Annotated in this window: 19 protein-coding genes and 1 tRNA gene; 8 read left to right on the forward strand and 12 right to left on the reverse strand. The window is 61.2% G+C overall.

Going from position 1 to position 22,093, the window contains the following annotated elements:
* Positions 1-32 precede the first annotated feature (32 nt).
* Positions 33-1,430, reverse strand: a complete 1,398-nt coding sequence (locus IB285_RS06900) for a DNA polymerase Y family protein (RefSeq protein WP_234033549.1) — start codon at positions 1,428-1,430, stop codon at positions 33-35.
* 112 nt (positions 1,431-1,542) lie between these two features.
* A complete protein-coding gene (locus tag IB285_RS06905) occupies positions 1,543-2,313 on the reverse strand; it encodes an ImuA family protein (protein WP_234033551.1) in 771 nt (256 codons plus the stop codon).
* 266 nt (positions 2,314-2,579) lie between these two features.
* Here IB285_RS06905 and IB285_RS06910 point away from each other — a divergent pair, with 266 nt between their 5' ends.
* Positions 2,580-3,062: a pyridoxamine 5'-phosphate oxidase family protein gene (locus IB285_RS06910; protein ID WP_190787485.1), complete on the forward strand. Its 483-nt coding sequence runs from the start codon at positions 2,580-2,582 to the stop codon at positions 3,060-3,062.
* A 77-nt stretch (positions 3,063-3,139) separates the two neighbouring features.
* On the opposite strand, the gene IB285_RS06915 is transcribed toward IB285_RS06910, so the two are convergent.
* Positions 3,140-4,573, reverse strand: coding sequence for a sodium-dependent transporter (locus IB285_RS06915; RefSeq protein WP_190787486.1), 1,434 nt, complete (start codon positions 4,571-4,573; stop codon positions 3,140-3,142).
* A 143-nt stretch (positions 4,574-4,716) separates the two neighbouring features.
* On the opposite strand from IB285_RS06915, the gene panB reads away from it, so the two are divergent.
* Positions 4,717-5,589, forward strand: a complete 873-nt coding sequence (gene panB, locus IB285_RS06920) for a 3-methyl-2-oxobutanoate hydroxymethyltransferase (RefSeq protein WP_190787487.1) — start codon at positions 4,717-4,719, stop codon at positions 5,587-5,589.
* A 26-nt stretch (positions 5,590-5,615) separates the two neighbouring features.
* Positions 5,616-6,692, forward strand: a complete 1,077-nt coding sequence (locus IB285_RS06925) for a DUF475 domain-containing protein (RefSeq protein ID WP_190787488.1) — start codon at positions 5,616-5,618, stop codon at positions 6,690-6,692.
* Here the strand turns inward: IB285_RS06925 and IB285_RS06930 are convergent.
* The 4 genes from IB285_RS06930 to IB285_RS06945 all read right to left on the reverse strand — a co-directional run bounded on the left by IB285_RS06930 (position 6,667) and on the right by IB285_RS06945 (position 12,789).
* Complete coding sequence (locus tag IB285_RS06930) at positions 6,667-7,629, reverse strand: bile acid:sodium symporter (protein ID WP_190787489.1); 963 nt, start codon at positions 7,627-7,629, stop codon at positions 6,667-6,669. The two genes, IB285_RS06925 and IB285_RS06930, sit on opposite strands and share 26 nt — an antisense overlap.
* 59 nt (positions 7,630-7,688) lie before the next feature.
* Positions 7,689-9,053: a PEP-CTERM-box response regulator transcription factor gene (gene prsR / locus IB285_RS06935; RefSeq protein WP_190787490.1), complete on the reverse strand. Its 1,365-nt coding sequence runs from the start codon at positions 9,051-9,053 to the stop codon at positions 7,689-7,691.
* Entirely contained in the window at positions 9,046-11,181 is a 2,136-nt protein-coding gene (prsK, locus tag IB285_RS06940) for an XrtA/PEP-CTERM system histidine kinase PrsK (RefSeq protein WP_190787491.1), read from the reverse strand. Before prsK ends, prsR begins: the two co-directional genes overlap by 8 nt.
* Before the next feature lie 270 nt (positions 11,182-11,451).
* Positions 11,452-12,789: a helix-turn-helix domain-containing protein gene (locus IB285_RS06945; RefSeq protein ID WP_190787492.1), complete on the reverse strand. Its 1,338-nt coding sequence runs from the start codon at positions 12,787-12,789 to the stop codon at positions 11,452-11,454.
* Between the two features lie 153 nt (positions 12,790-12,942).
* Between IB285_RS06945 and IB285_RS06950 the strand changes: the two genes are divergently transcribed.
* Positions 12,943-14,541 carry an isocitrate lyase gene (locus tag IB285_RS06950; RefSeq protein ID WP_190787493.1) on the forward strand — a complete coding sequence of 533 codons (1,599 nt, stop codon included), beginning with the start codon at positions 12,943-12,945 and terminating at the stop codon, positions 14,539-14,541.
* A gap of 115 nt (positions 14,542-14,656) precedes the next feature.
* Entirely contained in the window at positions 14,657-14,842 is a 186-nt protein-coding gene (locus tag IB285_RS06955; protein ID WP_190787494.1) for a hypothetical protein, read from the forward strand.
* A 95-nt stretch (positions 14,843-14,937) separates the two neighbouring features.
* On the opposite strand, the gene IB285_RS06960 is transcribed toward IB285_RS06955, so the two are convergent.
* Both IB285_RS06960 and IB285_RS06965 read right to left on the reverse strand, forming a co-directional pair.
* Entirely contained in the window at positions 14,938-16,278 is a 1,341-nt protein-coding gene (locus IB285_RS06960) for an amidohydrolase (protein WP_190787495.1), read from the reverse strand.
* Between the two features lie 213 nt (positions 16,279-16,491).
* The gene (locus IB285_RS06965) at positions 16,492-18,291 is read right to left on the reverse strand and encodes an SLC13 family permease (protein ID WP_190787496.1); all 1,800 of its coding nucleotides are present in this window, start codon (positions 18,289-18,291) and stop codon (positions 16,492-16,494) included.
* 126 nt (positions 18,292-18,417) lie between these two features.
* On the opposite strand from IB285_RS06965, the gene IB285_RS06970 reads away from it, so the two are divergent.
* Together IB285_RS06970 and IB285_RS06975 are read left to right on the forward strand one after the other, a co-directional pair.
* A complete protein-coding gene (locus tag IB285_RS06970; protein ID WP_190787497.1) occupies positions 18,418-19,467 on the forward strand; it encodes a zinc-binding dehydrogenase in 1,050 nt (349 codons plus the stop codon).
* A gap of 100 nt (positions 19,468-19,567) precedes the next feature.
* Positions 19,568-19,652 (forward strand) — tRNA-Leu (locus IB285_RS06975).
* A gap of 3 nt (positions 19,653-19,655) precedes the next feature.
* On the opposite strand, the gene IB285_RS06980 is transcribed toward IB285_RS06975, so the two are convergent.
* Entirely contained in the window at positions 19,656-20,474 is an 819-nt protein-coding gene (locus IB285_RS06980; protein WP_190787498.1) for an inositol monophosphatase family protein, read from the reverse strand.
* Positions 20,475-20,492: 18 nt separating this feature from the next.
* On the reverse strand, positions 20,493-21,056 hold the full coding sequence (efp, locus tag IB285_RS06985; RefSeq protein WP_190787499.1) for an elongation factor P: 564 nt from the start codon (positions 21,054-21,056) through the stop codon (positions 20,493-20,495).
* Positions 21,057-21,281: 225 nt separating this feature from the next.
* On the opposite strand from efp, the gene IB285_RS06990 reads away from it, so the two are divergent.
* A complete protein-coding gene (locus IB285_RS06990) occupies positions 21,282-21,653 on the forward strand; it encodes an elongation factor P (RefSeq protein WP_190787500.1) in 372 nt (123 codons plus the stop codon).
* Here IB285_RS06990 and IB285_RS06995 read toward each other — a convergent pair whose 3' ends face one another.
* Complete coding sequence (locus IB285_RS06995; RefSeq protein WP_190787501.1) at positions 21,654-21,875, reverse strand: hypothetical protein; 222 nt, start codon at positions 21,873-21,875, stop codon at positions 21,654-21,656.
* Positions 21,876-22,093: the final 218 nt, after the last annotated feature.

Here is a 22,093-nt window from a genome sequence, read left to right on the forward strand (position 1 = left end):
ATCAGATGTCTCGCTGAAATTGTTGCGAAAATTCAAGAATAGAGCCCCTGCAGGTACCATTGCGGCATTCCTCCTCGGCCATCACCGGCTATTCCGTGGCGGTAAATCCAGTATCGCTGGCCTTCGGTGTTTTCGATCCGATAGTAATCGCGCAGTCGAACGGTCGACTTTTCACGCCACCATTCGGGCGCAATTCTTTCAGGCCCTTCGACACGCGCCACCTCACAAACCTTGCCGCGCCAGCGGAACCGCTGCGGCAAGCCATCGGGCGACGCGTACAGCACCGATATGAGCTCGGGTTTATCGAGTAGTTTCAATGGCCTTTCATGGAATTCCAATACGGCCTGCGAAGTCGGCTCCGGCTCCAACGGCGGCTGCCATGTCTGTGCGCGCTCGGGCAGGTGACTGGACCGCGGCACTGGGCGGCGCACGGCTTTCGGGCCAAGCCGGACGGTCAGCCGGTCGATACAGGCACTCAGCGACGTTCCCTGACGTTCCGATGCTTCTTCGACATCACCCTGCGACAAAGCGAGCGGTTCGGTCCAGCTCGCCCGCAGCCGCACGGTCTCGATCCCGAAACCGGCCTCTATATCGTCGAGCCTGCTGGCAAAAAGACGTGTGATGTGCCCTGCCTCGCGCGTCGCCGCCGCCAGTTCGAGACCCCGCACAATCGTTTCGCCGTCGACGCGCCACAGGCCCAATTCGAGCCGCCGGGCACCCTGCCCCCGGGCCTCCAGTTCTCGCGCCATGTCGCCTGCGAGATCGGCAAGCACCTGATCGAGCAGCGAGCGGTGACGGATCGGCTCCATCAGCCGGCGCTGCACTAACGGCGCGTGGTGCGCTGCCATGGGCAGCAGCGGCTCCTGCACTTTGCCGAGCAATTGATCGAGCCGGACCAGCGGATTGGCCGATGGCGATTTGCGATTGCGAAACCGGCGGTGGAGCGCATCGCGGGCAGCGGCCTCCGCATGGTCGACAGGTCCGGTCGCAATCGCTGCCAGATCGCCCAACCGCTTGAGGCCAAGGCGGCGCAAGATCGTCAGCACATCTTGGTCGAGCCGCAGCGCCGCAACAGGAAGATTGGCGAGGCGGTGCGCGCTATCCTCTGACGGGCCCAATATTGCTCCGTCTGGGCCGAAATGCGCCAGTGCCCAGGCAGCGCCTGCCGTGGGAGCGATCGCACAGCGGATTCGCAGGCCACGGGCAGCGAAAGCCTGCCCAACATCGGCAAGCAGCTCCACTTCTCCTCCGAACAGGTGAGCGGCGGCGGTTATGTCCACCAACACCCCATCGGGCGGATCAAGCGCAGTCCACGGGCCCCAGCGCTGACACCAGAGCGCCAGCTTTTCAAGGTGATGGAGATCACCTGCCGTATCTGCCGGAACGGTTTGAATGCCGGGGTACAAAGCGCGCGCATCGGCCAGCATCATGCCCGCCTGCGCGCCTGCCGCGATGCCTGCGTCGTTGACTGCATCGATCCGCGGGCCGTGCGCGGTTTCGGTGATGAGCGCAGTGGGAAGAGCATCCACGCCCTCCCCCGCCTCACATCCTTGCGAAAGCCGCCAGCGATCGACCGACAGTCGGGCGAACCAGATCGCCAATATCCTGCGTGTTGGCTGCGCGTGGAGCTGCGGCGCGCCGCGCTCGCAAATGTCCGTTATCATTGTTCAAAATCCATTCTCCGGGTGCATGGCTGCGCGCCCGGAACAGTTCGGCCTTCCATGCAGGTGCGCCGGGTGCAGCGGCGTTCCAGCGCGCCGGTGCGGAGGGAGCAGAGCTGACCCGCCAGCGCATCCGTGCAGAGGACAGCTCTGCCTCTGCATCAAGGCGCACCAGCCACAGCGCCACTCCATGCTTTTCCGCAGCGAGGCTAAGCCTGCGCGAAGCGGTGAAATCGAGCGCACGCGGATTGCCGGTTATCTCTCCGATCACGCAGGCGAGATCGCGGCAACGCAGACCTTCTTCCAAGGCGAATAGCGCGTCCTCCGGGCTGGCCGCTTCGACATGAATCAATCGGTCGCGCCATTCAGGCGGCAGACCATGGCGATAGGGCCGGCCGCTGCGCTGCACAGCCCCCTTGTCCTGCACCCATAGAACCTGGCGGCGATCCTCGTCCTCGGCCAATGGATCTGCCGCCTGCCCTGCTATCCGAAGCGCATCACGCGCCAGCGCCGATGCCAGCCCCGCACCGCCAGCGTCCGATGAACTGGCGAAAATCTCGCTATGCCAAGGCTGATCGGAAAGGCCCGGACGCCAGCGACCTTCGCGCGCTTTTGACAGCGCGGCGATTTCCCCGGCGGAAAGACGCGGCATCACGCCAATATCCGGCGTGCCAATTTCCGGATCGGGAAAACCTGGAAGCGCTTTTGCGCCGCTGGAGCAAACGGAAGCCGTCATCTGAAACCTTGAGAACACTTGATAGGAGACTCACCCGAGTCTCATTTGTTCCCATTATGTTCCACACTCGGTGTCCGGATGCAATGCTCTTTGCAGCCTATCCGCCCAAAGCCTCATCCCATCGGTCGTTACGGAACTCCAGACTGCGATATGCGTTAATCCAGCAAATACAGGAGATTATAATGCGCTACGACCAAGGCAACGCCGACGAACTGAAAACGAAATTCTGGAAGGCATTGGACGATTCCCCCTTCCTGTTCCTCCAGCGCGACGGCGAACCGCAAACAGCCGTTCCGATGACGGCGCAGACCGACAAGGATGCAGACAGCGCAATCTGGTTCTTCACCCAGAAGAACAGCGATTTTGCCAAGCTCGGCCCAGTCACCGCCACTTACGAAGGCAAGGGCCATGACGTTTACGCCCGTTTCCATGGCAGCCTTTTCATCGAAGACGATCAGGGCCGCTTCGAGCAGTTCTGGAACAATTTCGTGAAGGCCTGGTACGATGGCGGCAAGGACGACCCCGACATCCTCTTCCTCCGCATGGACCTGCGCGAAGCGGAAATCTGGAGCGGCGAGATGGGTATTCTCACCACCGCGAAGATGGCAATGGGAATGACTGTCCACGACGATGTTCAGGACAAGCACGCCGAAACGACGCTTTAAGAACAAACACCCGGAAACGAAAACATAACACCGGGTCGCAAAAGGGCCGCTCTCATATGGGAGCGGCCCTTTTTTTGTCAGTCGCCCAAGATACCTGGGAACAAACCCGTGATAAGGATCGTGCCCACGGCAAGCGGACAAAGCCACGCAATCGAAAACCGCCAGACGGCCAGCCAGAACCCGGAAATGCCGGTCATCTGCTCCACAAGTTTGCGGTCGGCCTTCCAGCCGACAAATATCGCCGTGAAGAATGCACCCAGCGGCAGCATGACCTTGCCAGTGAATCCGTCGATCGTATCGAGAATATCGAGTTCGGCGAAGAGCGGCCAGAAGCTCAGCAATCGTACATCGGACCACAGGTTATAGCCGAGCAGGCATGCAATACCGATCAGGAATGCCCCTCCCCCGAATACCAGCGAGGACTTGCGGCGGCTCCAACCCATCTCGCCGATGCCCCATGCGGTCGGCACCTCGAGAAGCGAGATCGAGCTCGTCACCGCCGCGACCAGGATCAGCACGAAAAACAGGAAGCCAATCAAAGCCCCGGCGGGCATAGTCTGAAAGGCGAACGGCAGCGTCTGGAACACCAGCGTCGGCCCAGCGGCGGGATCGAGGCCCACGGCGAACACGATCGGGAAGATCATGAGGCCGGAAAGCAGGGCGACGCCCGTATCAGCAAAGGCAATGGTGATCGACGTCGGGCCGAGCCCCGAGGATCCCTTAATGTAGGAACCGTAGGTGATCAGCCCAGCCACACCGAGAGACAGTGAAAACAGCGCCTGTCCCAGCGCGGTGTTCATCACCTGCGGCGTCAACTTCGACCAGTCGGGCGTGAATAAAAATGCCAAGGCATCTCCCATATCGCCTACGAATGCCCCGTAGATCGTGATCGCGATCAGGAGGACGAAGAACATCGGCATCAGGATCGTCGCCGCCGCCTCGATCCCCGAACCGATGCCGCGCGCGACGATGAACAGCGTAACGCCCATGAAAGCCAGATGCATGCTCAGAAGCAGCACCGGGTTCGCAAACAGATCCCCCATGCGCCCCTGTATGGCATCCTGGCTTTCACCCATCAGAGCCCCGCGGAAAGGGTCTCCTGCGAGCACAGCGCTTATGAAGTCGGCGCCCATGACCCCGGCGTAATAAAGCACCCAGCCGGCAACGACCGAGTAGAAAGAGACGATCAGGAAAGCCGCGATGACGCCCATGATACCGAAAGCGGACCACCGCTTCGACACACCCGATTTCTCGGCGACCTTCCGGATCGATCCGACGGCATCGTCCTGACCTGTCCGACCAAGGAAGATTTCGGAAATTACCAGAGGAAGGCCGAGCAGGAACACGCAGGCGACGTAGAACAACACAAATGCGCCGCCGCCATTTTCCCCGGCGAGTGTCGGAAAGCGCCAGACATTTCCGAGCCCGACAGCAGCGCCGACCGCTGCCAAGATAAACGCACTGCGGGAGGACCAGCCCTCCCGTTCGCCCGAGGCGGTGGATGCTACCATGATTGAAAATGTACCCTCTTGCCGTGCGTTCCCGACGCACCATCCCATATCCCCCTCTCTGCAATGATTCTGCCCCGACGCCAAGGGCCCAAAGAGATATCAACAATTGGCCTTTGCCCCGCGGGCCGTTAAAAGCCGCCGTCATGTCTACGACCTTTCAGCTCGACACGAGCACCAGCCGGGCCAACCCCACACCCAAACCGCGCAAGCGGCTGACAGTGCCGCGCATTCGCGACCACAAGAAGGACGGCCAGACCAAGGAGCCACTGGTGATGCTCACCGCCTATACGGCGCGGCAGGCGCAGCTGCTCGACACGCATTGCGATATCCTGCTGGTCGGAGACTCGCTGGGTCAGGTTATTTACGGGCTGGACAGCACTCTTCCCGTCACCGCCGACATGATGATTGCCCATGGGGCAGCGGTCGTGCGTGGGAGCTATCACAGCCTCGTGGTGGTCGACATGCCCTTCGGCACTTACGAAGGTTCAAAGGAACAGGCGTTCGAGACCGCGAGCAAGATCATGGCGGATACCGGCTGCGCGGCGGTGAAGCTCGAAGGTGGAGAGGCGATGGCCGAAACGATCGCGTTTCTCACCAATCGCGGCATCCCGGTCATGGGCCATGTAGGCCTCACGCCGCAGGCGGTGAATGTGCTGGGCGGTTATGCCGCGCGCGGCCGTAGCCAACAGGAGCACGACAAGATCCTGCGCGATGGCAAGGCGGTTCAGGATGCCGGCGCATTTTCGCTGGTAGCCGAAGGCGTCATCGAGCCGATCGCTATCGCACTCACGCAATCGCTCGAAATTCCCGTTATCGGCATCGGTGCGTCGGCGCAGTGCGATGGACAGGTCTTGGTCACCGAAGACATGCTCGGCATGTTCGAGCGCGTCCCGCGCTTCGTCAAACGGTATGAGGACATCGCTAGCGTAATCGACAAGACCGTCGCCAAATACGCCGAAGAAGTCCGCGATCGCAGCTTCCCCACCGCAGAACAGACTTATCAGCCCAAGAGCTGATCGAAACTCTCAGGGTCCATCGACACATGCAAACGCTGCTGCGTTACTACACCTTTTCGCTGTTCTTCACCGCAGCGTGTTTTGCTCTCGCCGGTTGGTACGGTTGGAGCAGCACGGGCACGCTGGGCGGAATGCTCTCGATCCTCTGGATCGTCTTCGTGCTCTCCATTCTGGAAGTGTCGCTGAGCTTCGATAACGCTGTCGTCAACGCGACGGTGCTGCGCGAAATGGACCCGGTCTGGCAGCAGCGCTTCCTCACGATCGGCATCCTGATCGCGGTTTTCGGCATGCGTATCGTATTTCCCATCGCCATCGTCTCGATCGCGGCTCAGATCGGCCCGTGGGAGGCGGTCCAGCTATCGCTTGGCAATCCTGAGGAATACGAACGTATCGTATCGGCCGCGCATATCGGTATTGCCGGTTTCGGCGGCGCTTTCTTGGCCATGGTGGGGCTTACGTTCTTCTTCGACGAGGAGAAGGACATTCACTGGATCGCGGTAATAGAGCGCGCGGTGAACAGGTTCTCTAGCGTTCCTGCGGTGGAAATCGGATTGGTCCTCGCGGTGATTTACGGCGTATCGACATTGCTCACGCCCGAGGATGCATTGACCTTCCTGACAGCAGGTATCCTGGGAGTCGTGACGTTTATCGGCGTCCACGCGCTGGGCGCGATAATCGAACAGAGCGAGGCGAAGAAGAAGGCAGCAGGCGAAGTCGTGCGATCGGGGCTTGGCGGGTTCCTCTATCTCGAAGTGCTCGATGCAAGCTTCAGTTTCGACGGCGTGATCGGAGCCTTCGCCCTTTCGAACAACATGATCGTCATCGCGATTGGACTTTCGGTCGGGGCGATGTTCGTCCGCTCGATGACGATCCATCTCGTCCGGGCGGGCACGCTTTCGCAGTTCAGATATCTCGAGCACGGGGCATTCTGGGCGATCATCGTCCTGGGCTTCATCATGCTGCTTTCGGCAAAATACCACATCCCGGAAACGATCACGGGACTGATCGGCGCTGTTCTGATCGGGATTTCGCTGTGGTGGTCGATCCGGCACAACCGGCGGCAGGCGCCCGCCAACTCTAATGCGGATGCGCCAGCCGAGTAGCGATCGGCGCTGCCACCAGCAATTGCAGCAGGTGGTAAAGCAGGAGCGGCGCTATCACGAAGCCCGCCATTTCAGGCGCGAAAAGGATCGCTGCCAGGGGCGCGCCTATCGCAACGCTTTTCTGCGGCCCGGCAAATAGGAAAGCGATCTGGTCCTCACGGCTGTATCCACCCAGCCCGGCAGCTTTCCACGCGAGGAAATAGGCCAAAGTCATGAAACCGATCGTGACCGCCATCAGCCAGGCACCCGCTACCGGTGAGATATTGGAAATTAGGCCCTGACCAACCGCCCCTGACATCGCAACATACACTGCGATCCCGATGACCATCCGATCGAGCCAGACGATTTTTGCCTTGCGCTCAATCAGCCAATCCCTCGTGAAGCCTTGAACCATCTGCCCCATAGCGAAAGGCAGGAGCAGGATGACACCAATCCTCATGATCGTCTCGGTTCCAAGGTCGACTGCCTCGCTACCCGCTATCAGCGCGAATAAGGGCGCGCACAAAAACACGCCGAGAATGTTGATCAGCGCCGCACCCACCACGGAAAGCGCGGCATTGCCACCGGCAAGCGTTGTGTAGCTCGTCGCCGACTGGATGGTCGAAGGCAGCACCCCGAGGAAAATGAAACCCAGCGCAATGTCGGGCGGCACCAGCAAACCGGCAATGCTGGCCGAACCGGCTCCTAGCAAAGCCATCGCCCCGAACACGAACAGCGTCAGCGGTACGAAGAACCGCCAGTTTGCCGCAGCTCGTGCAATCTCACCGCGAGCAATCCTCATTCCATTGACGAGAAACAACAGGAAGATCGAGATATTGGAAATGACTTGCGCGGTCTCTCGGGCCTCTTGCGCGGCGGGTATGACAAAGGCGAGCCCGGTCGCGATCAGCAATACTGCGATCATCGGATCGGAGAGAGTCGACTTCCGTTTCGGCATCAAAAGCGCCCTGCCCGCGCTCGCGGCCCATGTCGAGCAGCTAGACCGCGGCGTAAAGGTCAGGCGTGCAGATCGTATTGCTTAAGGAGATCATAGAGCGTTGGACGGCTGATGCCGAGCAGCTTTGCCGTGCTCGAAATATTGCCTTCACTGCGAGCAAGAGCATGACGGATGACCCGCCGGTCGGCCTGCTCCCGCGCGGATTTCAGGTTGAGCACCTCTGCGCTGTCTTCCTCCTGGTCATCGAAATCGAGATCGCCCGCACTCACCAGCTTCCCGTCAGCCATGATGACGGCGCGCTTTATGCGGTTTTCAAGCTCGCGGACATTACCAGGCCAGTCATGGGCGTCGATCGCAGTCAGCGCGTCGGGCGCGAAACCGGTCACAGCCGGGTTCATTTCCTTGGCAAACCGTTTGAGAAACGCTTTCGCGAGCAGTGTCGCATCGCCGTGCCGCTCAGCGAGGCCTGGTATGCGCACGACAATTTCGGCCAGCCTGTAGAACAAGTCCTCGCGAAATGTCCCGGCACCGATCATGGCCTCGAGATCCTGATGCGTGGCACAAACGATCCGCGTATCGACGGCAATCGTCTTGCGACCGCCGATCCGCTCGATCGTGCGCTCTTGCAAGAAGCGCAGCAGCTTGACCTGCAATGGCAGGGGGATGTCGCCGACTTCGTCCAGAAACAGCGTGCCGCCATTGGCGCTTTCGATCTTGCCTTCGGTGGTTTTTACAGCGCCAGTGAATGCGCCTTTTTCGTGGCCGAACAATTCGCTTTCAAGGAGGTTCTCCGGAATCGCAGCGCAGTTGATCGCGACGAACGGCCCGTTGCAGCGATTGCTCGCATCGTGAAGACCCTGCGCAAGCAATTCCTTGCCGGTCCCGCTCGCGCCAAGCAGCATGACGGACACGCTCGTGCTCGCGACCCGCTCGATCGTGCGCGCGACTTTCACCATTTCGGGTGCCCCGGTGATCAACCGGCCAAGCACGGTCTTATCCTCGCTCGCATGTTCGAGCAGCCGCCTGTTCTCCGCCTCGATCTGATGGAGGTTGAAGGCCCGCCGTACGATCAGGCCCAGCGCATCGATATCCACCGGCTTCTGGTAGAAATCGTAAGCGCCGCGCTCGATCGCCTGCAGGGCGCTTTCGCGCGCGCCATGACCGCTGGCGACGATAACCTTGGTATCGGGTTTCAATTCCATGATCGCGTCGAGCACCGCGAAACCTTCCTTGGTTCCATCGGGATCCGGCGGCAGGCCGAGATCGAGCGTTACCACGGCCGGAGCCTCGCTCCGCAAAGCAGCGATAGCGCTATCTCGGTCGCCCGCGATGACAACCTCGAAGTCCTCGTAAGCCCATTTTAATTGGGCCTGCAGACCCTCATCATCCTCGACGACAAGCAGTGTGGGTTTCTTGTCAGCCATTGGCGACCTCTTTCGGCGGCGACTTGCTCGCGCTTGAGTTGTAGGAGAGACGGTGGGTTTCGGCGACCGGGAGTATCACCCTGAAACGGGTGCCTACCCCTTCGCGCGATTCGACCATCAATCGCCCGCCGAGCGCCTTGATCATCTCCCGCGCCTCGAACGCGCCGATACCGAAGCCGCCGTCTTTCGATGAGACAAACGGTTTGAACAGGCCGCTGCGGACGAATTCCGGGGTCATTCCGTGTCCCGCATCGACGATATCGATCTGTCCGTTCAGTCCCTCATGCGACGCGCTGATATAAACGGGCGAGTTCGGTGCGCTTGCATCGATAGCGTTTTGCACGAGATGAACGACCGCCTGCTCCAAGGTCTCGGGATCAGCCATTACGCGAACGGTCTGCGTTTGATTGAAAATGACAGGGTGGACCGGTTTGAAACGCGCGGCCAGCGAGCGCCCGAATTCACCCAGCTCCAGTTCAGATAGCTCCTGAACCGGCCCCGCGCCGTACCTGCCAAGACGTGCCAGCAGAGCCGACAGCTTCTCGGACGAATTGCGCAGCGTCACCAGCATATCCTTGCGAAAAGCCGGATTATCGGCGTGTTTCTGCGCATTCGCAGAAAGCAGCGACAGCTGGCTGGCCAGGTTCTTGATGTCGTGCATCACGAAAGCCATACGCCGATTGAACTCGTCGAACCGGCTCGCATCCATCAATGCTTGCTGCCCGGCTTGCTCGGCGAGGTAGCTGGCGAGCTGTTGCCCTACGACCCGCAGCAGGTCGAAATCCTCCCAGTCGAGCCGGCGCTCTATGCGCGGACGGGCGAGGACTATCGCGCCCACCAAGCGATCGAAGTGGATCAGCGGGACGAGCGCCCAGATGTCTTCTTCCTGCGTCATCCAGTCAGGAATGTGCGCCAGCTCGCCCCGATGCTCGATGCCGGTCCGAACCTCTCCCATGTCGATGATATGACCATGCTTCTCGAGAAAACCGGACAGGCCGTAATCGCCCGCGATTGCGGGCACTTCGATCGTGGCCCAGTTCCAACGGGCGGTTAGCTCCAGGCTGGCTTCTTCGTTCGCAACCAGCAGCAGACCAGCTGGGCTGTCCGCTATATCGGCAATCGCCTTTACCGCGCGTTCGTGGAAGCTCGCACTGTTGTCTGCCCCGCGCCCTATCGTGGCCGTGAAGCGCAACCATTCCTCACGGTAATCGTAGCGGTGCTGGAAGAGGTGCTTGGTCGCGGTAACTCGTAACCAGCCACGCACCCCCTTCGAAGCGAGCAAGACAGTCGCAATACCGATGCCGAGCATCAGAAAGAGGATCTGCCCGGCACGGGCGAAATCGCCACCGAGCAGTGTCAGAGACCGCGTTACTAGGGTCATGATAAGCAGGTAGCTGCTGATGAAGAGCAGCGAGAGCGTCTGGAAGGTCACCGAGCGTGATGGCCGGAATTGCAGCTCGGCGCTGGCGGCGGTTCCGCCCACGACCAAACCACCAGCCATTGCGCCCACAAACAGGCCTCGGGCCGCGACCAGGTACTCGGGATACTCGCCTAAGAGATATGCGGTGGTGAAAAGATTGAGATCGTAGGCAAAGATGGCGGCCAGCGCCGCAGCGCTCCAGCGCAGAACCTGCCGCGACGCTGCACCGGCGCCCGCATAGAGATTGTGCACCAGTAGCAACGCGCCGACAGCGACCAGCATGTTCAAAATCGCCGCGGCTTCGAAAGTCAGTGCCGCGATTTCCGGGACAAAGCCAACGCGCAACTGCATAAACAACAGCACCGGTTGAAACAGCTGAACCAGTGCAAGAGCGATGACGACCGGACGGATCGGCTTCAGGCTCTCATCGCATCCATCTGCCGAGAAAAGTCTAAATATCAATGCGATGAAAGCCAGATTTCGACCAGTTTCTGCGAGCACTGCAATCGGCTGCAAGGGTCCGAATGCCGCTGCGATGCCGCACCAGGTCGCCGTTGTCAGGCATGCTGCGATCAACGGCAGCCGGTCACGGCGCGCCCCGTCCCCGAACCGCATAATCCAGACCGCAGCGCCCGAGCTCACGACCGCCCCTGCGATATAGCATGCGATGCTCACATAGAGCTTAAGGCCGGCCGGATCATCGATCATCCATATTCCCCGATCCAAGGACAACCTGCAGAGGGACACTGGGCGCGACCGGACTAATCAGCGCGCAATTTTGCACAATGGCCGGCTTTGCAATGCAAGGCTGAAAACAGCGGATCATGCGTCGAAACTTCACCAACTAGGACAGGTTCGGTTTTCGGCTTTAAGCCTGAGACCTTAAGTGTCGGTAAACTTTACAGCGTCTCCGAAAGCCCCGTCCTTCGCGGGCTAGCGAGGTTAATTTGGCTTTAGCGAGGTGTCTTTGGCGCCTGCTTACGGTCCCGTTTCCGCCGCGAGCCTGCGCGATGCCGGGGTCAGGCAGTCCACCCGGCCGCAGCGCGGGCACCCCACTCCAAGCGGAACGGCATCATCCGGTGCCAATGAAACGCCTCTGGCATGGGCGAGCTCGCCCGCAAACCGCGCTTCTAGACCCAGCACCACGGCCTTGCGCGACGAGCACGCCACGCCGTCGACCTCGACCGTCCGCGCGATGGTAAACCAGTGCTTGGGCACCGCCTCCCCTTCGCCAAACATCACCGATTGCGTGAGCAGCGAACCGCGGTTCTCGAATGCTGCGTAGGTCACCCAGGCAGGCCACCGCGCACCGTCGATCGGGTGGATCGCGCCGCTCGCCCCGGACGTAAAGTGCACCATGCGACCAGTCCGTCCGAACCGCGCGCTGAAGAACGGCAGCCCGCGCTCGCCCACCCGCTGCAAAGTCGTGAGCCGCTGTGCGATCTGATCGAAGCTGGAGGCGAAACGACGCTGGAGGATGTTGACGTCATAACCCGTCTGTTCGCACGCGCGCAGGAACCTGCGGTACGGCATCAGTAAAGCGCCCGCGACATAATCGGTGACGTGCTCGCGGAACATGTCACGCGCATCGGTAGATGAAAGGTTCGCGCCCGCGACCAGCGTCTCGATCTGCTCGCGCTGTTCGAGAGCGCCCACCTGTCGCGCAATCTGGAACCGGCGCGCTGCACCCGGTAGCATTTCGGACAGCTGCAATTGTCTCGCGTGAAGATCGAGCCGGTGGACGATCCCCGGCATGACTTCGGTCGGCAAGATGCGAACCGACAGCTGATGCTTTTCACGCAAGCGCTCCATCAAGGCAGCGCCCGTATCGCCTCGAGAAAGACGCAACTCATCCGCTGTTTCCTCAGCAGAATGGTCTAGATCGGCGAAGTGGTTTTGCCACCTTTCAACTGCGCGCCTGGCATCGCCAACGGGGTCGTCTGCTCGCGCTTTACCCTCCCCGGCGGTATCGTAGAGCCGCGCAAACGCTGCTGCCGCCTGCGGTGCAGCGGCGAGGAATTCCTGCACCTCTTCGCGGTCGATCGAGAGATCCGCAAAGCGTTTATCCGCCATGCGCCGCACCAGTCCGTCTATGCCGCCAATCGCCTCGTCTTCCCGAAGGGAGCGCGGATCAAAATCATAGCGCTCGATCACCTGGACCAGTACCCGAGCGGAAAGCGGGCGCTGGTTGCGCTCGATCAAGTTCAGATAGCTTGGGGAAATACCCAAAGATGCGGCCATTGCCGCCTGCGTGAGCCCTTCACGCTTGCGCAAACGCCGCAGCGCCGGTCCCGCCAGGAGTGCTGTTTCGGTCATGCTTCAGCATGTAAATAAATTTACACGGTTACACAAGTTCTGGCGCGATGACCGGTATAGAGACAACAAAGTTTGTAACTTTCCCTGTTATGCTGCGTCGCAACAGGGCATCCCGACCTCATAAACCTCCCCAAGATTTTTAGGAGATCGGACATGACCTATCAGAACACAATCGCCCAGATGCAAAGCATCATCGACGCCAACGGACCAAGCTGGGGCGCGATCCACGCAGAAGCCGCCGCGCGCATGGCAATCCAGAATCGCTTCCCGACCGGGCTCGACATCGCGAAATACACCGCGAAGATCATGCGTGCCGACATGGAAGCCTATGACGCAGACTCTGCGGACTACACCCAGTCGCTCGGCTGCTGGCACGGTTTCATCGCGCAGCAGAAGATGATCGCGATCAAGAAGCACTTCGGTTCGACAAAGCAGCGTTACCTCTACCTTTCGGGCTGGATGGTTGCAGCGCTTCGCAGCGAATTTGGTCCGCTTCCCGACCAGTCGATGCACGAGAAGACCAGCGTGCCAGCGCTCATCGAGGAGCTTTACACGTTCCTGAAGCAGGCCGATGCGCGCGAGCTTGGCGGACTGTTCCGTGATCTCGATGCTGCGCGCGAAGCTGGTGATCAGATGAAGGCGAAGGATATCCAGAACCAGATCGACAATTACGAAACGCACGTCGTGCCGATCATCGCCGATATCGATGCCGGTTTCGGCAACGCCGAGGCAACATATCTTCTCGCCAAGAAGATGATCGAAGCGGGTGCATGCGCGCTCCAGATTGAAAACCAGGTTTCGGACGAAAAGCAATGCGGCCACCAGGACGGCAAGGTCACCGTTCCGCACGAAGATTTCCACCAGAAAATCCGCGCATGCCGCCACGCCTTTCTTGAAATGGGTGTCGAAGACGGCGTCATCGTCGCTCGTACAGACAGCCTTGGCGCTGGCCTGACCAAACAGATCGCCTACACCAAGGAAGAAGGCGATCTTGGCGACCAGTACAATTCCTTCCTCGATTGCGAAGAGGTCGATCCGGCCAACATCAAGAATGGCGACGTCTTCCTCAGCCGCGATGGCAAGCTGCTGCGACCGAAGCGTCTTCCATCGAACCTCTACCAGTTCCGCGCCGGGACAGGTGAAGATCGCTGCGTGCTCGACGGGATCACCTCGCTTCAGGCGGGTGCTGATCTGCTCTGGATCGAGACCGAGAAGCCGCATGTCGAGCAGATCGCCGGCATGGTCGACCGGATCCGTGAAGTCGTTCCGAACGCGAAGCTGGTCTACAACAACTCGCCATCGTTCAACTGGACGCTGAACTTCCGTCAGCAGGTCTTTGACGCATGGTCCGAAGCGGGCAAGGACGTGTCGGCTTACGACCGCGATGCGCTGATGAGTGTCGATTATGACGGTACCGAACTCGCCGCCGAAGCCGATGAGAAGATCCGCACCTTCCAGGCCGATGCCTCGAAGCGCGCGGGCATCTTCCACCACCTGATCACTCTGCCGACCTATCATACGGCCGCGCTCAGCACCGACAACCTCGCGAAGGAGTACTTCGGTGAACAGGCGATGCTCGGCTACGTCAAGAACGTGCAGCGTGAGGAGATTCGCCAGGGCATCGCGTGCGTCAAGCACCAGAACATGGCTGGCTCCGACATCGGTGACGATCACAAGGAATACTTCGCTGGTGAAGCCGCGTTGAAAGCAGGCGGTGCCGACAATACGATGAACCAGTTCGAAGCTGCTTGATTAACTGATGTTTCTGCAAGGCTGGACCTGATCCGGCCTTGCGGGAACCATCCTTGCCCTCCATTAGCTTAACCATCGTCACCACGTCCGCGAGAGGACCAGGGAGAGAGATACGATGAGCGATACTGATACCCCGAAAACCGAACCGGCCCGTGCACGCGCGCTTCTTTCGACCGCCGATATGAAGCTGCTGCGCCGTGCGCTTGAAAGCCATGCCCGGGGAACCGAGGACCGCGACGAGCTCGCCAAGATCAACGCGCTGCACCACCGGCTGGGCACCTACGTGCCATCCGCCGACTGAGGCGCGATAACCTGCACCAGTTCTCCTGGGGAGGAGAATACGGCCGTCGATGCGCTGTGACCCGCAGCGTGTCGGCGGCCGTTACCTTGTGAGCCCTAGCCTCCGCTTTTCGGCATCAGGTCCAGCGTCGCGGCGGTCATCGCTTCGGTTGCGGTGGCGATCACCACCTCGGCATCGGGAGCCCAGAACGGCGAATGCAGGCTGACGAGCTCAACCTCGCCGCGCTGCGCGGCCTCATACCGCTCCAAAGGCACACCGCCGACCCAGAAGATCAGCGATTCGATGTTGTCAGGGTCCGCCAGGTAGAATTGCCCGAAATCCTCACCGCCCATGACCGGCTGCACTTCCCTGATCCGGTCACCGAAGCGATCCGCCAGACCAGCCATCACCTGCTCGGTGAACTCGGGGGTGTTGTAGGTCGAAGGCAGATAGGGCTCCTGCACGGTCACGGTCGGTAGCATGTCTTCTGCGAGCCCCGCGGCCATGGCCTCAGCCTTCGCAATGCGCCTGATCCCGTCGAGCAGCGCCGCGCGCGATTCGGCGCCGTAGGAGCGCACGGTCAGTTGCAGCTTCGCCTCATCAGGGATGATGTTGTGCTTTGCGCCGGCGAGGAAGCTGCCCACTGTAACAACCGCCGAATCCAGCGGGTTCGTCTCCCGGCTCACCAGCGTCTGGAGCCGCATCACGATTGAGGAGGCGATCACGATCGGGTCCTTGGTCGTGTGCGGATAGGCACCGTGCCCGCCCACGCCCTTGACCGAGATGTCCACGCTGTCGACGTTGGCGAGCGCGTATCCCTTGGCATAGCCGATGAAGCCCGCTGGAGCGCCCGCCGCATCGTGGAAGCCCAGCACGTAGTCAGGCTTCGGGAAGCGTTCGTACAGCCCGTCTTCGAGCATGGCGAGCGCGCCTAGCCCCAATTCCTCGGCGGGTTGCAGGATCATCACCAGCGTGCCCGACCACTCGTCCCGCCGCTCGGCCAGCAGCTGCGCCGCGCCGACCCACGCGGCCATGTGCGTGTCGTGTCCGCAGGCATGCATGATGCCGCTTTCGACACCGCTCGCGGGGACACCGCGCGCCTTCGAGGCATAGGGCAGTCCGGTCTGTTCGGTCACCGGCAGGCCATCCATGTCGGCCCGCAGCATCACCGTCGGCCCTTCCCCATTGCGCATGACGGCGACCACGCCGGTCTGGCCCACACCCTCGGTCACTTCGAAGCCGAGTTCGCGCGCGCGTGCTGCCAGCTTCTTGGCGGTCTCGAACTCCTGAAAGCTCAGCTCCGGATTGGCATGCAGGTCCTTGTAGACCTCCATCAGCCCCGGTATGTCGGCCATCACCTCGGCGCGGAGCCCATCGCCGCCGTGGTCGTCCGCCATCGCAGGCGATCCCCATACCACGGCCAGAGCCGCGCCCGCTGTCAGTACCCGTTTCAGCATCACTCTCTCCCCTTACGTCCAACCCTCGCCTGCACTCCGTTCGTCGCAGCTGAGGGGCACATGGACCGCGTGTTACACGGTCCTGAAGTCAAAATCCCCATGACCGGAAACGCGCCAATTGATCGATTAATTCGATAAAAGAAGCGCGCCGAACCTGTCATCCCACCTATCTGCCACACGTATGCAGGCGTAGGAAAGCGTACCCGCAACCGGTCACAAACCGTACCACAGCACCAGCACGACAGACAGCGCGGTCACCATCAGCGCGACCAGCGGCACGCCCGTGCGAATGTAATCGGCGAAATCATAATTCCCTTCCGCCATGATCAGCATGTTCGTCTGGTACGCAATCGGCGTCGCGTAACACAGATTGCAGCCGAACAGCACGGCGAGCACAAGCGGCTCAGGCGGCAGGCCCAACTGCGCGGCGATACTGAAGGCGATGGGAGTGCCAACCGTCGCCGCGGTGGCATTCGATGCGAAGTTCGTCAGCACCGTCACAAACGCCATGATCGCGGCGAGCACGAGCGCTGGCGGCAAGACCCCCAGACCTATCGATAACGCTTCTCCCAGCCACGCGGCCGCGCCGCTTTCATCGATGACGCGCCCGATGGCGATACTCGCAGCCACCAGCACGATCACCTGCCCCGACAGCGCCCTTCCTACTCGGTCGAACTTCACACAGCCGGTCACGAACATCAGGATCGCCCCCGCCAATGCCGAGATCGCAATCGGGAAGATGCCGAAGGACGCGGTAAGTACCGCAAAACCCATGATCACCGCAGACAGCAGCGCTTTCGACCGGCGCGGCAATTCCCGTGCGCCTTCGAGCATCAGCAGGCTGTCTGCGCGCGCGAAAGCCTGCAGATCGTCCTGCAGGCCCATGACGAGCAGCACGTCGCCTTCCATCATGCGGAGGTCGCCCCCGCCGGAATACTGGTCCTTCTCGCCCAGCAATCTGTCGGGGCGGTGAATGCCGAGCACGGCGACGCCGTAAAGATCGGCGATGCCCGAAGAGGGCAGCGTCCGCGTGATCAGGCGCGAATCCGCCGTCACGGTCATCTCGACGACCATGACGTCTTCCCTGCTCGACGAAGCATTGCGCTTGATCCGGTCGAGCACCCAGCTCGGGGCGAGTTCGCCTTTCAGTTCGCGCACCGCATCTTCGAGCGCTTCGTGCGATCCGGAAATATGCAGCCGCTGCTGCACCTGCATCGGCCCGGTGGGCTCACCGTGATAACGGATGCCTTCCGGCAGGACCGTGACCAGTTCCGCCGCGCTCTTGCCGACCAGGCTGCTTTCGCTGCCGAGCCTCAGCCGCGTGTGAAACCGCCTGAAATTCTGTTCTGTCTCGACTCGGTTGTCGTCGAGCAGGCGCGGCATGATCAGCCACATATAGGGAAGCGCGACGAGCGCGGCGATAAGCACCAGCGGCGTGAAATCGAACACGCCGATTTCGCGCATGCCTAGGTCCACCGCGATGGAAACAACCAGAATGTTGGTCGATGTGCCGATAGTCGTCGCCAGCCCGCCGATCAGCGACGCCGCGTTCAACGGCATGAGCGTCTTCGATGTCGGCAAGGCACCGCGCGCCGCCAGCGCCGCAAAAATCGGGATCATCAAAACCAGCACCGGGGTGTTGTTGACGAACATCGACAGCACGAACGCGATCAGCAGCGAAACCAGCAGGCCTAGCTGCAAGTTCATTCTGAACACGCGTTCGAGGATGCGAGCGGCAGGTTCCAGAGCGCCAGTTACCACCAGCCCCCTGCCCATCACCATCAGCGCGCAAATCGTGATCAGCGCGTAATGGCCGAATCCGCCGAATGCGAGCGCCAGCCCGTCGATCGGCCGCGTCCCTTCGAGCGGAAAGAAATAGAGGCCGACAGCAATGACCGCGATGGTGAGCAGCGACACGATCTCGATCGACATCCGTCCGCGCACAAAGCCCACGAACATGAGGATGGTGACCACCATTGCGGCGAGTGCATGATAGGATGGAAATTCGATCATGTCCGGTTCCCGCGATCTCTCAACTTAAGGCGAGAAGATCAAGCGAATAAAGTCGGATGCTGCGCTTGCCTCGGCAAGGTCGCCGGTCGATGGTGCTTGCAGAGGATTTGAAGGAAGGCCGCATAAATGAAAGCTCTGGTGTTCAATGGACCGCGCGACATTCGCTATGAAAGCTATGCCGATCCCGAGCTGCGCACCGCCAACAGCGCCATTCTGAAGGTCGAAAGCTGCTCGATCTGCGGCAGCGATCTGCACATGTATCACGGCGCGCATATCGGCAATACGGAGTACAGCGCGGACGCGCCGAAATTCTGCTGCGGCCATGAATTCATCGGCGAAGTGGTAGAAACCGGCAGCGATGTTCACACCTTCAAGGTCGGCGACAAGGTGCTCGCGGCGGGCGGCACTGGCTGCGGGAATTGCCCGCAATGCCTCGTCGGCGATGTACTGGCCTGCCGCGAGGCGACCGCATTCGGCATCGGGCCAACCCTGCAGGGCGGTCAGGCCGAATTCGTGAACGTGCCCAATGCGGACGCGACGCTCTATTCGACCGATGGCCTTACGACCGAGCAATCGCTTCTGCTGACCGACGGGATGGCGACTGCATATTTCGGCCTGACGCGCGCGGAACCGCAGCCAGGCGGGACAGTCGCGGTCATTGGCCTCGGGCCGATTGGGCTGATCGCGGTCGAGCTCGCTCTCCTGCTCGGCGCTTCGCGGGTGTTCGCGATCGATCCGGTGGCCTCGCGCCGCGATATGGCCGCAGCACTCGGCGCGGAGGTTTACGCCCCCGGCTCCGATCTGACCGCGCAGATCATGGACGCAACCGGCCGCGTCGGCGTGCAATCGGTGTTCGAGGCTTCCGGCGCCAAGGGCGCCATCAATTCTGTGCTGCCGCTCGTCGCGCGGCAGGGCACGGCCAGCTTTATTGGCATTCCCGAACCCGACGACGCGCTGCCACTGCCGCTTATCCTGTTCAAGAACGTCACCGTGCGCGGCGGGATTTGCGAGGTGCAGAATATGTGGCCGCATCTGGTCCCGCTGGTCCAGTCGGGTCGGATCAAGTCGGCGGGACTATTCAGCCACTCATTCGACCTCAGCGAAGGGGCGGAGGCGTACAAGCTTTTCGACAGCCGCGATGAAGGCGTGATCAAGCTTCGCATCGACGTGAACTGACGTAGCAGGAGCAAGGGCGGGCTGGCGCGGCTAGGATACGCGAAATGCGCTCTTGAAGCCGGTGAAGGAGCCAGCTAACAGCCGCGCTCTGCTCAGGCGTGCCCCTGTGGTGGAATTGGTAGACGCGAGCGACTCAAAATCGCTTTCCTTCGGGAGTGCCCGTTCGAGTCGGGCCAGGGGCACCAGCTTTAGCGCAGACTTCCAGCCAGGATCTTGTGCAGGCGTGAATGCAGCGCATCGTTGGCCGCGAGCACCTGAGCCGAATGGATCGGATTGGACCGGCCGCGATAATCCGAAACGAAACCGCCGGCTTCGCGCACCAGCAGGCAACCCGCCGCTGTGTCCCAATCGTTGAGACCGCTCTCCCAGAACCCGTCGAAGCGTCCCTGCGCGACATAGGCCATGTCGAGCGATGCTGCGCCGAACCGGCGAATACCGGCGACCTCGGGGCCGATCGCACCGAAGATGCGGCTCCATTCGGCGAAGTCGCCATGCCCCTGAAACGGAATGCCGGTTGCGATCAGCGCCTCGGAAAGCTGGCGGCGGCCGGATACCCGCAGCCGCGCATCCTGCAGCCAGGCACCGCGTGATTTCTCCGCCCAATAGGTCTCGTCATTGATCGGATGATACACGACCGCGGCGGTGACTTCGCCCCAGCCTTTGCCATCGAGCCGCGGCTCCTGCACGGCGATGCTGATTGCGAAATGCGGGATACCGTGGAGAAAGTTGGTCGTCCCGTCGAGCGGATCGACGATCCAGCGCGGCATGCCCTCATCGCCTTCGATCACGCCCGCTTCTTCCATGACGAAGCCCCAGCCGGGCCGCGCCGCCAGCAGTTCATCATAGAGCGTGCGCTCGGCGCGCATATCGGCCTTGGACACGAAATCCGCAGGTCCCTTGCGGCTGACCTGCAAGTGCTCGACCTCGCCAAAGTCGCGGCGCAGGCGGCCACCCGCCTTGCGCGCGGCGCGCTCCATGACGCGGATCAGACCTGAAAACATGCTCATGCCAAAAACTCCGCGCGCTTAGCTCGCTTTCCCGACATAGGTCTGTTCGTAGACATCGACCACGATCCGGGTGCCGCTCTCGATGTGCGGCGGGACCATGATGCGAACGCCGTTGTCGAGCACGGCAGGTTTGTAGCTGGAAGACGCCGTCTGGCCCTTCACCACCGCATCGGCCTCGACGATTTCGGCCTCGACCTGCTGGGGAAGCTCGACGCTGATCGGCTTTTCCTCCCACAGCTCCAGCTTCACCTGCATCCCGTCCTGCAGGAACGGGCGGGCATCGCCGAGCAGATCGGAAGGGAGCATGATCTGCTCGTAAGTGTTCTGATCCATGAACACGAGCATGTCGCCGTCTTCGTAAAGGAACTGGTATTCCTGCGTATCGAGCCGGACTTTCTCGACGCTGTCGGCGCTCCGGAACCGGACGTTGGTTTTGCGCCCGTCCTGCAGGTTCTTCATCTCGACCTGCATATACGCCCCGCCCTTGCCCGGCTGGGTGTGCTGGATCTTGGCGACTTTCCAGATACCGCCTTCATATTCGAGGATATTGCCGGGACGAATGTCGACGCCGCTGATTTTCATGGGGCCATGTGCCTTTGTATCGGAAGAAACGGCGCGCCGTGTCGCAGGCGCGCGCGGAAATATGGGATGCGCGCCAATAGCGAAGGCCGCTGCTCTCGGCAAGCATCGCCCGCCCCCGCCGCGCCGCCGCCCGCATTTTCAGCTTGAATTCAGCCAGCCGGGCCTAAGACGTGGCGCAAATATGCGCGGGACGCTATAAGCGGCCCCGCGGTGAGGGATTCCGATATGACTTCGAAAAACGTCTTTTTGGCAGCGGCTCCTGCCGCACTGTTCGCATTGGCGGGGCCTGTCTTCGCACAGACCGCACCGTCCGGCTCACCCGGCGGGATGCTGCGCACGATGCCGCACGGCATCTATCAATGCACCCTGCCCGGCGACGCTGCGGGAGCGGCCTACGAAACCGTCGAGGAAGAAGGATTCTCGATCGGTCCGGCGTCCAGCTACACCAGCCCGGAAGGACGCGGTACCTACATCATGCGCGGCAATACGCTGACCTTCACGCGCGGCCCGAAGAAGGGTGAACAGTTCGAACGCGTGGGGACGAACCAACTGAAGCGCGGCAAACTGCGCTGCACACGCCTCGGCGGGACGGGCTGATTAATCTTCAGGAACTGAGCCCTCGCCAGGCGGAGTGAACTCTGGCACCTCAACCGGCCTGTCCCCATCAACCGAATTCGCATCCAACGAAACCGGTGCAGCCTCATTGCCGCCTTGTCGTTCGTCTGCCATTTCCAGCAGCGAACTGCCAAAAACGATCCAGACTATCGATGTTAGCGTCGCAGTGACGACGATCGTGAGCAAGCGGTCGAAGAATTTCATCCGCTCCGAATAGCCTGCGCGCAGGGTTCGGTCACGCGGCCTTTCAACCAACACGTCCGTAACCCACCGGGAACCTTGCCGGCGTTGAGCGGTTTTTTTGGCTGCTCCTCCCAATAAGGGCAATCGATTTGTGCGACCTCCGTCAAGCTTTTGACCTTTCGGTAGAAATCGATCGAAGAAGGCGAAGACCCTGCAAAACCCGACACGCCTAATCCCGG

The sequence above is a fragment of the Erythrobacter rubeus genome, from assembly GCF_014705715.1.
GTDB classification, from domain to species: domain Bacteria; phylum Pseudomonadota; class Alphaproteobacteria; order Sphingomonadales; family Sphingomonadaceae; genus Erythrobacter; species Erythrobacter rubeus.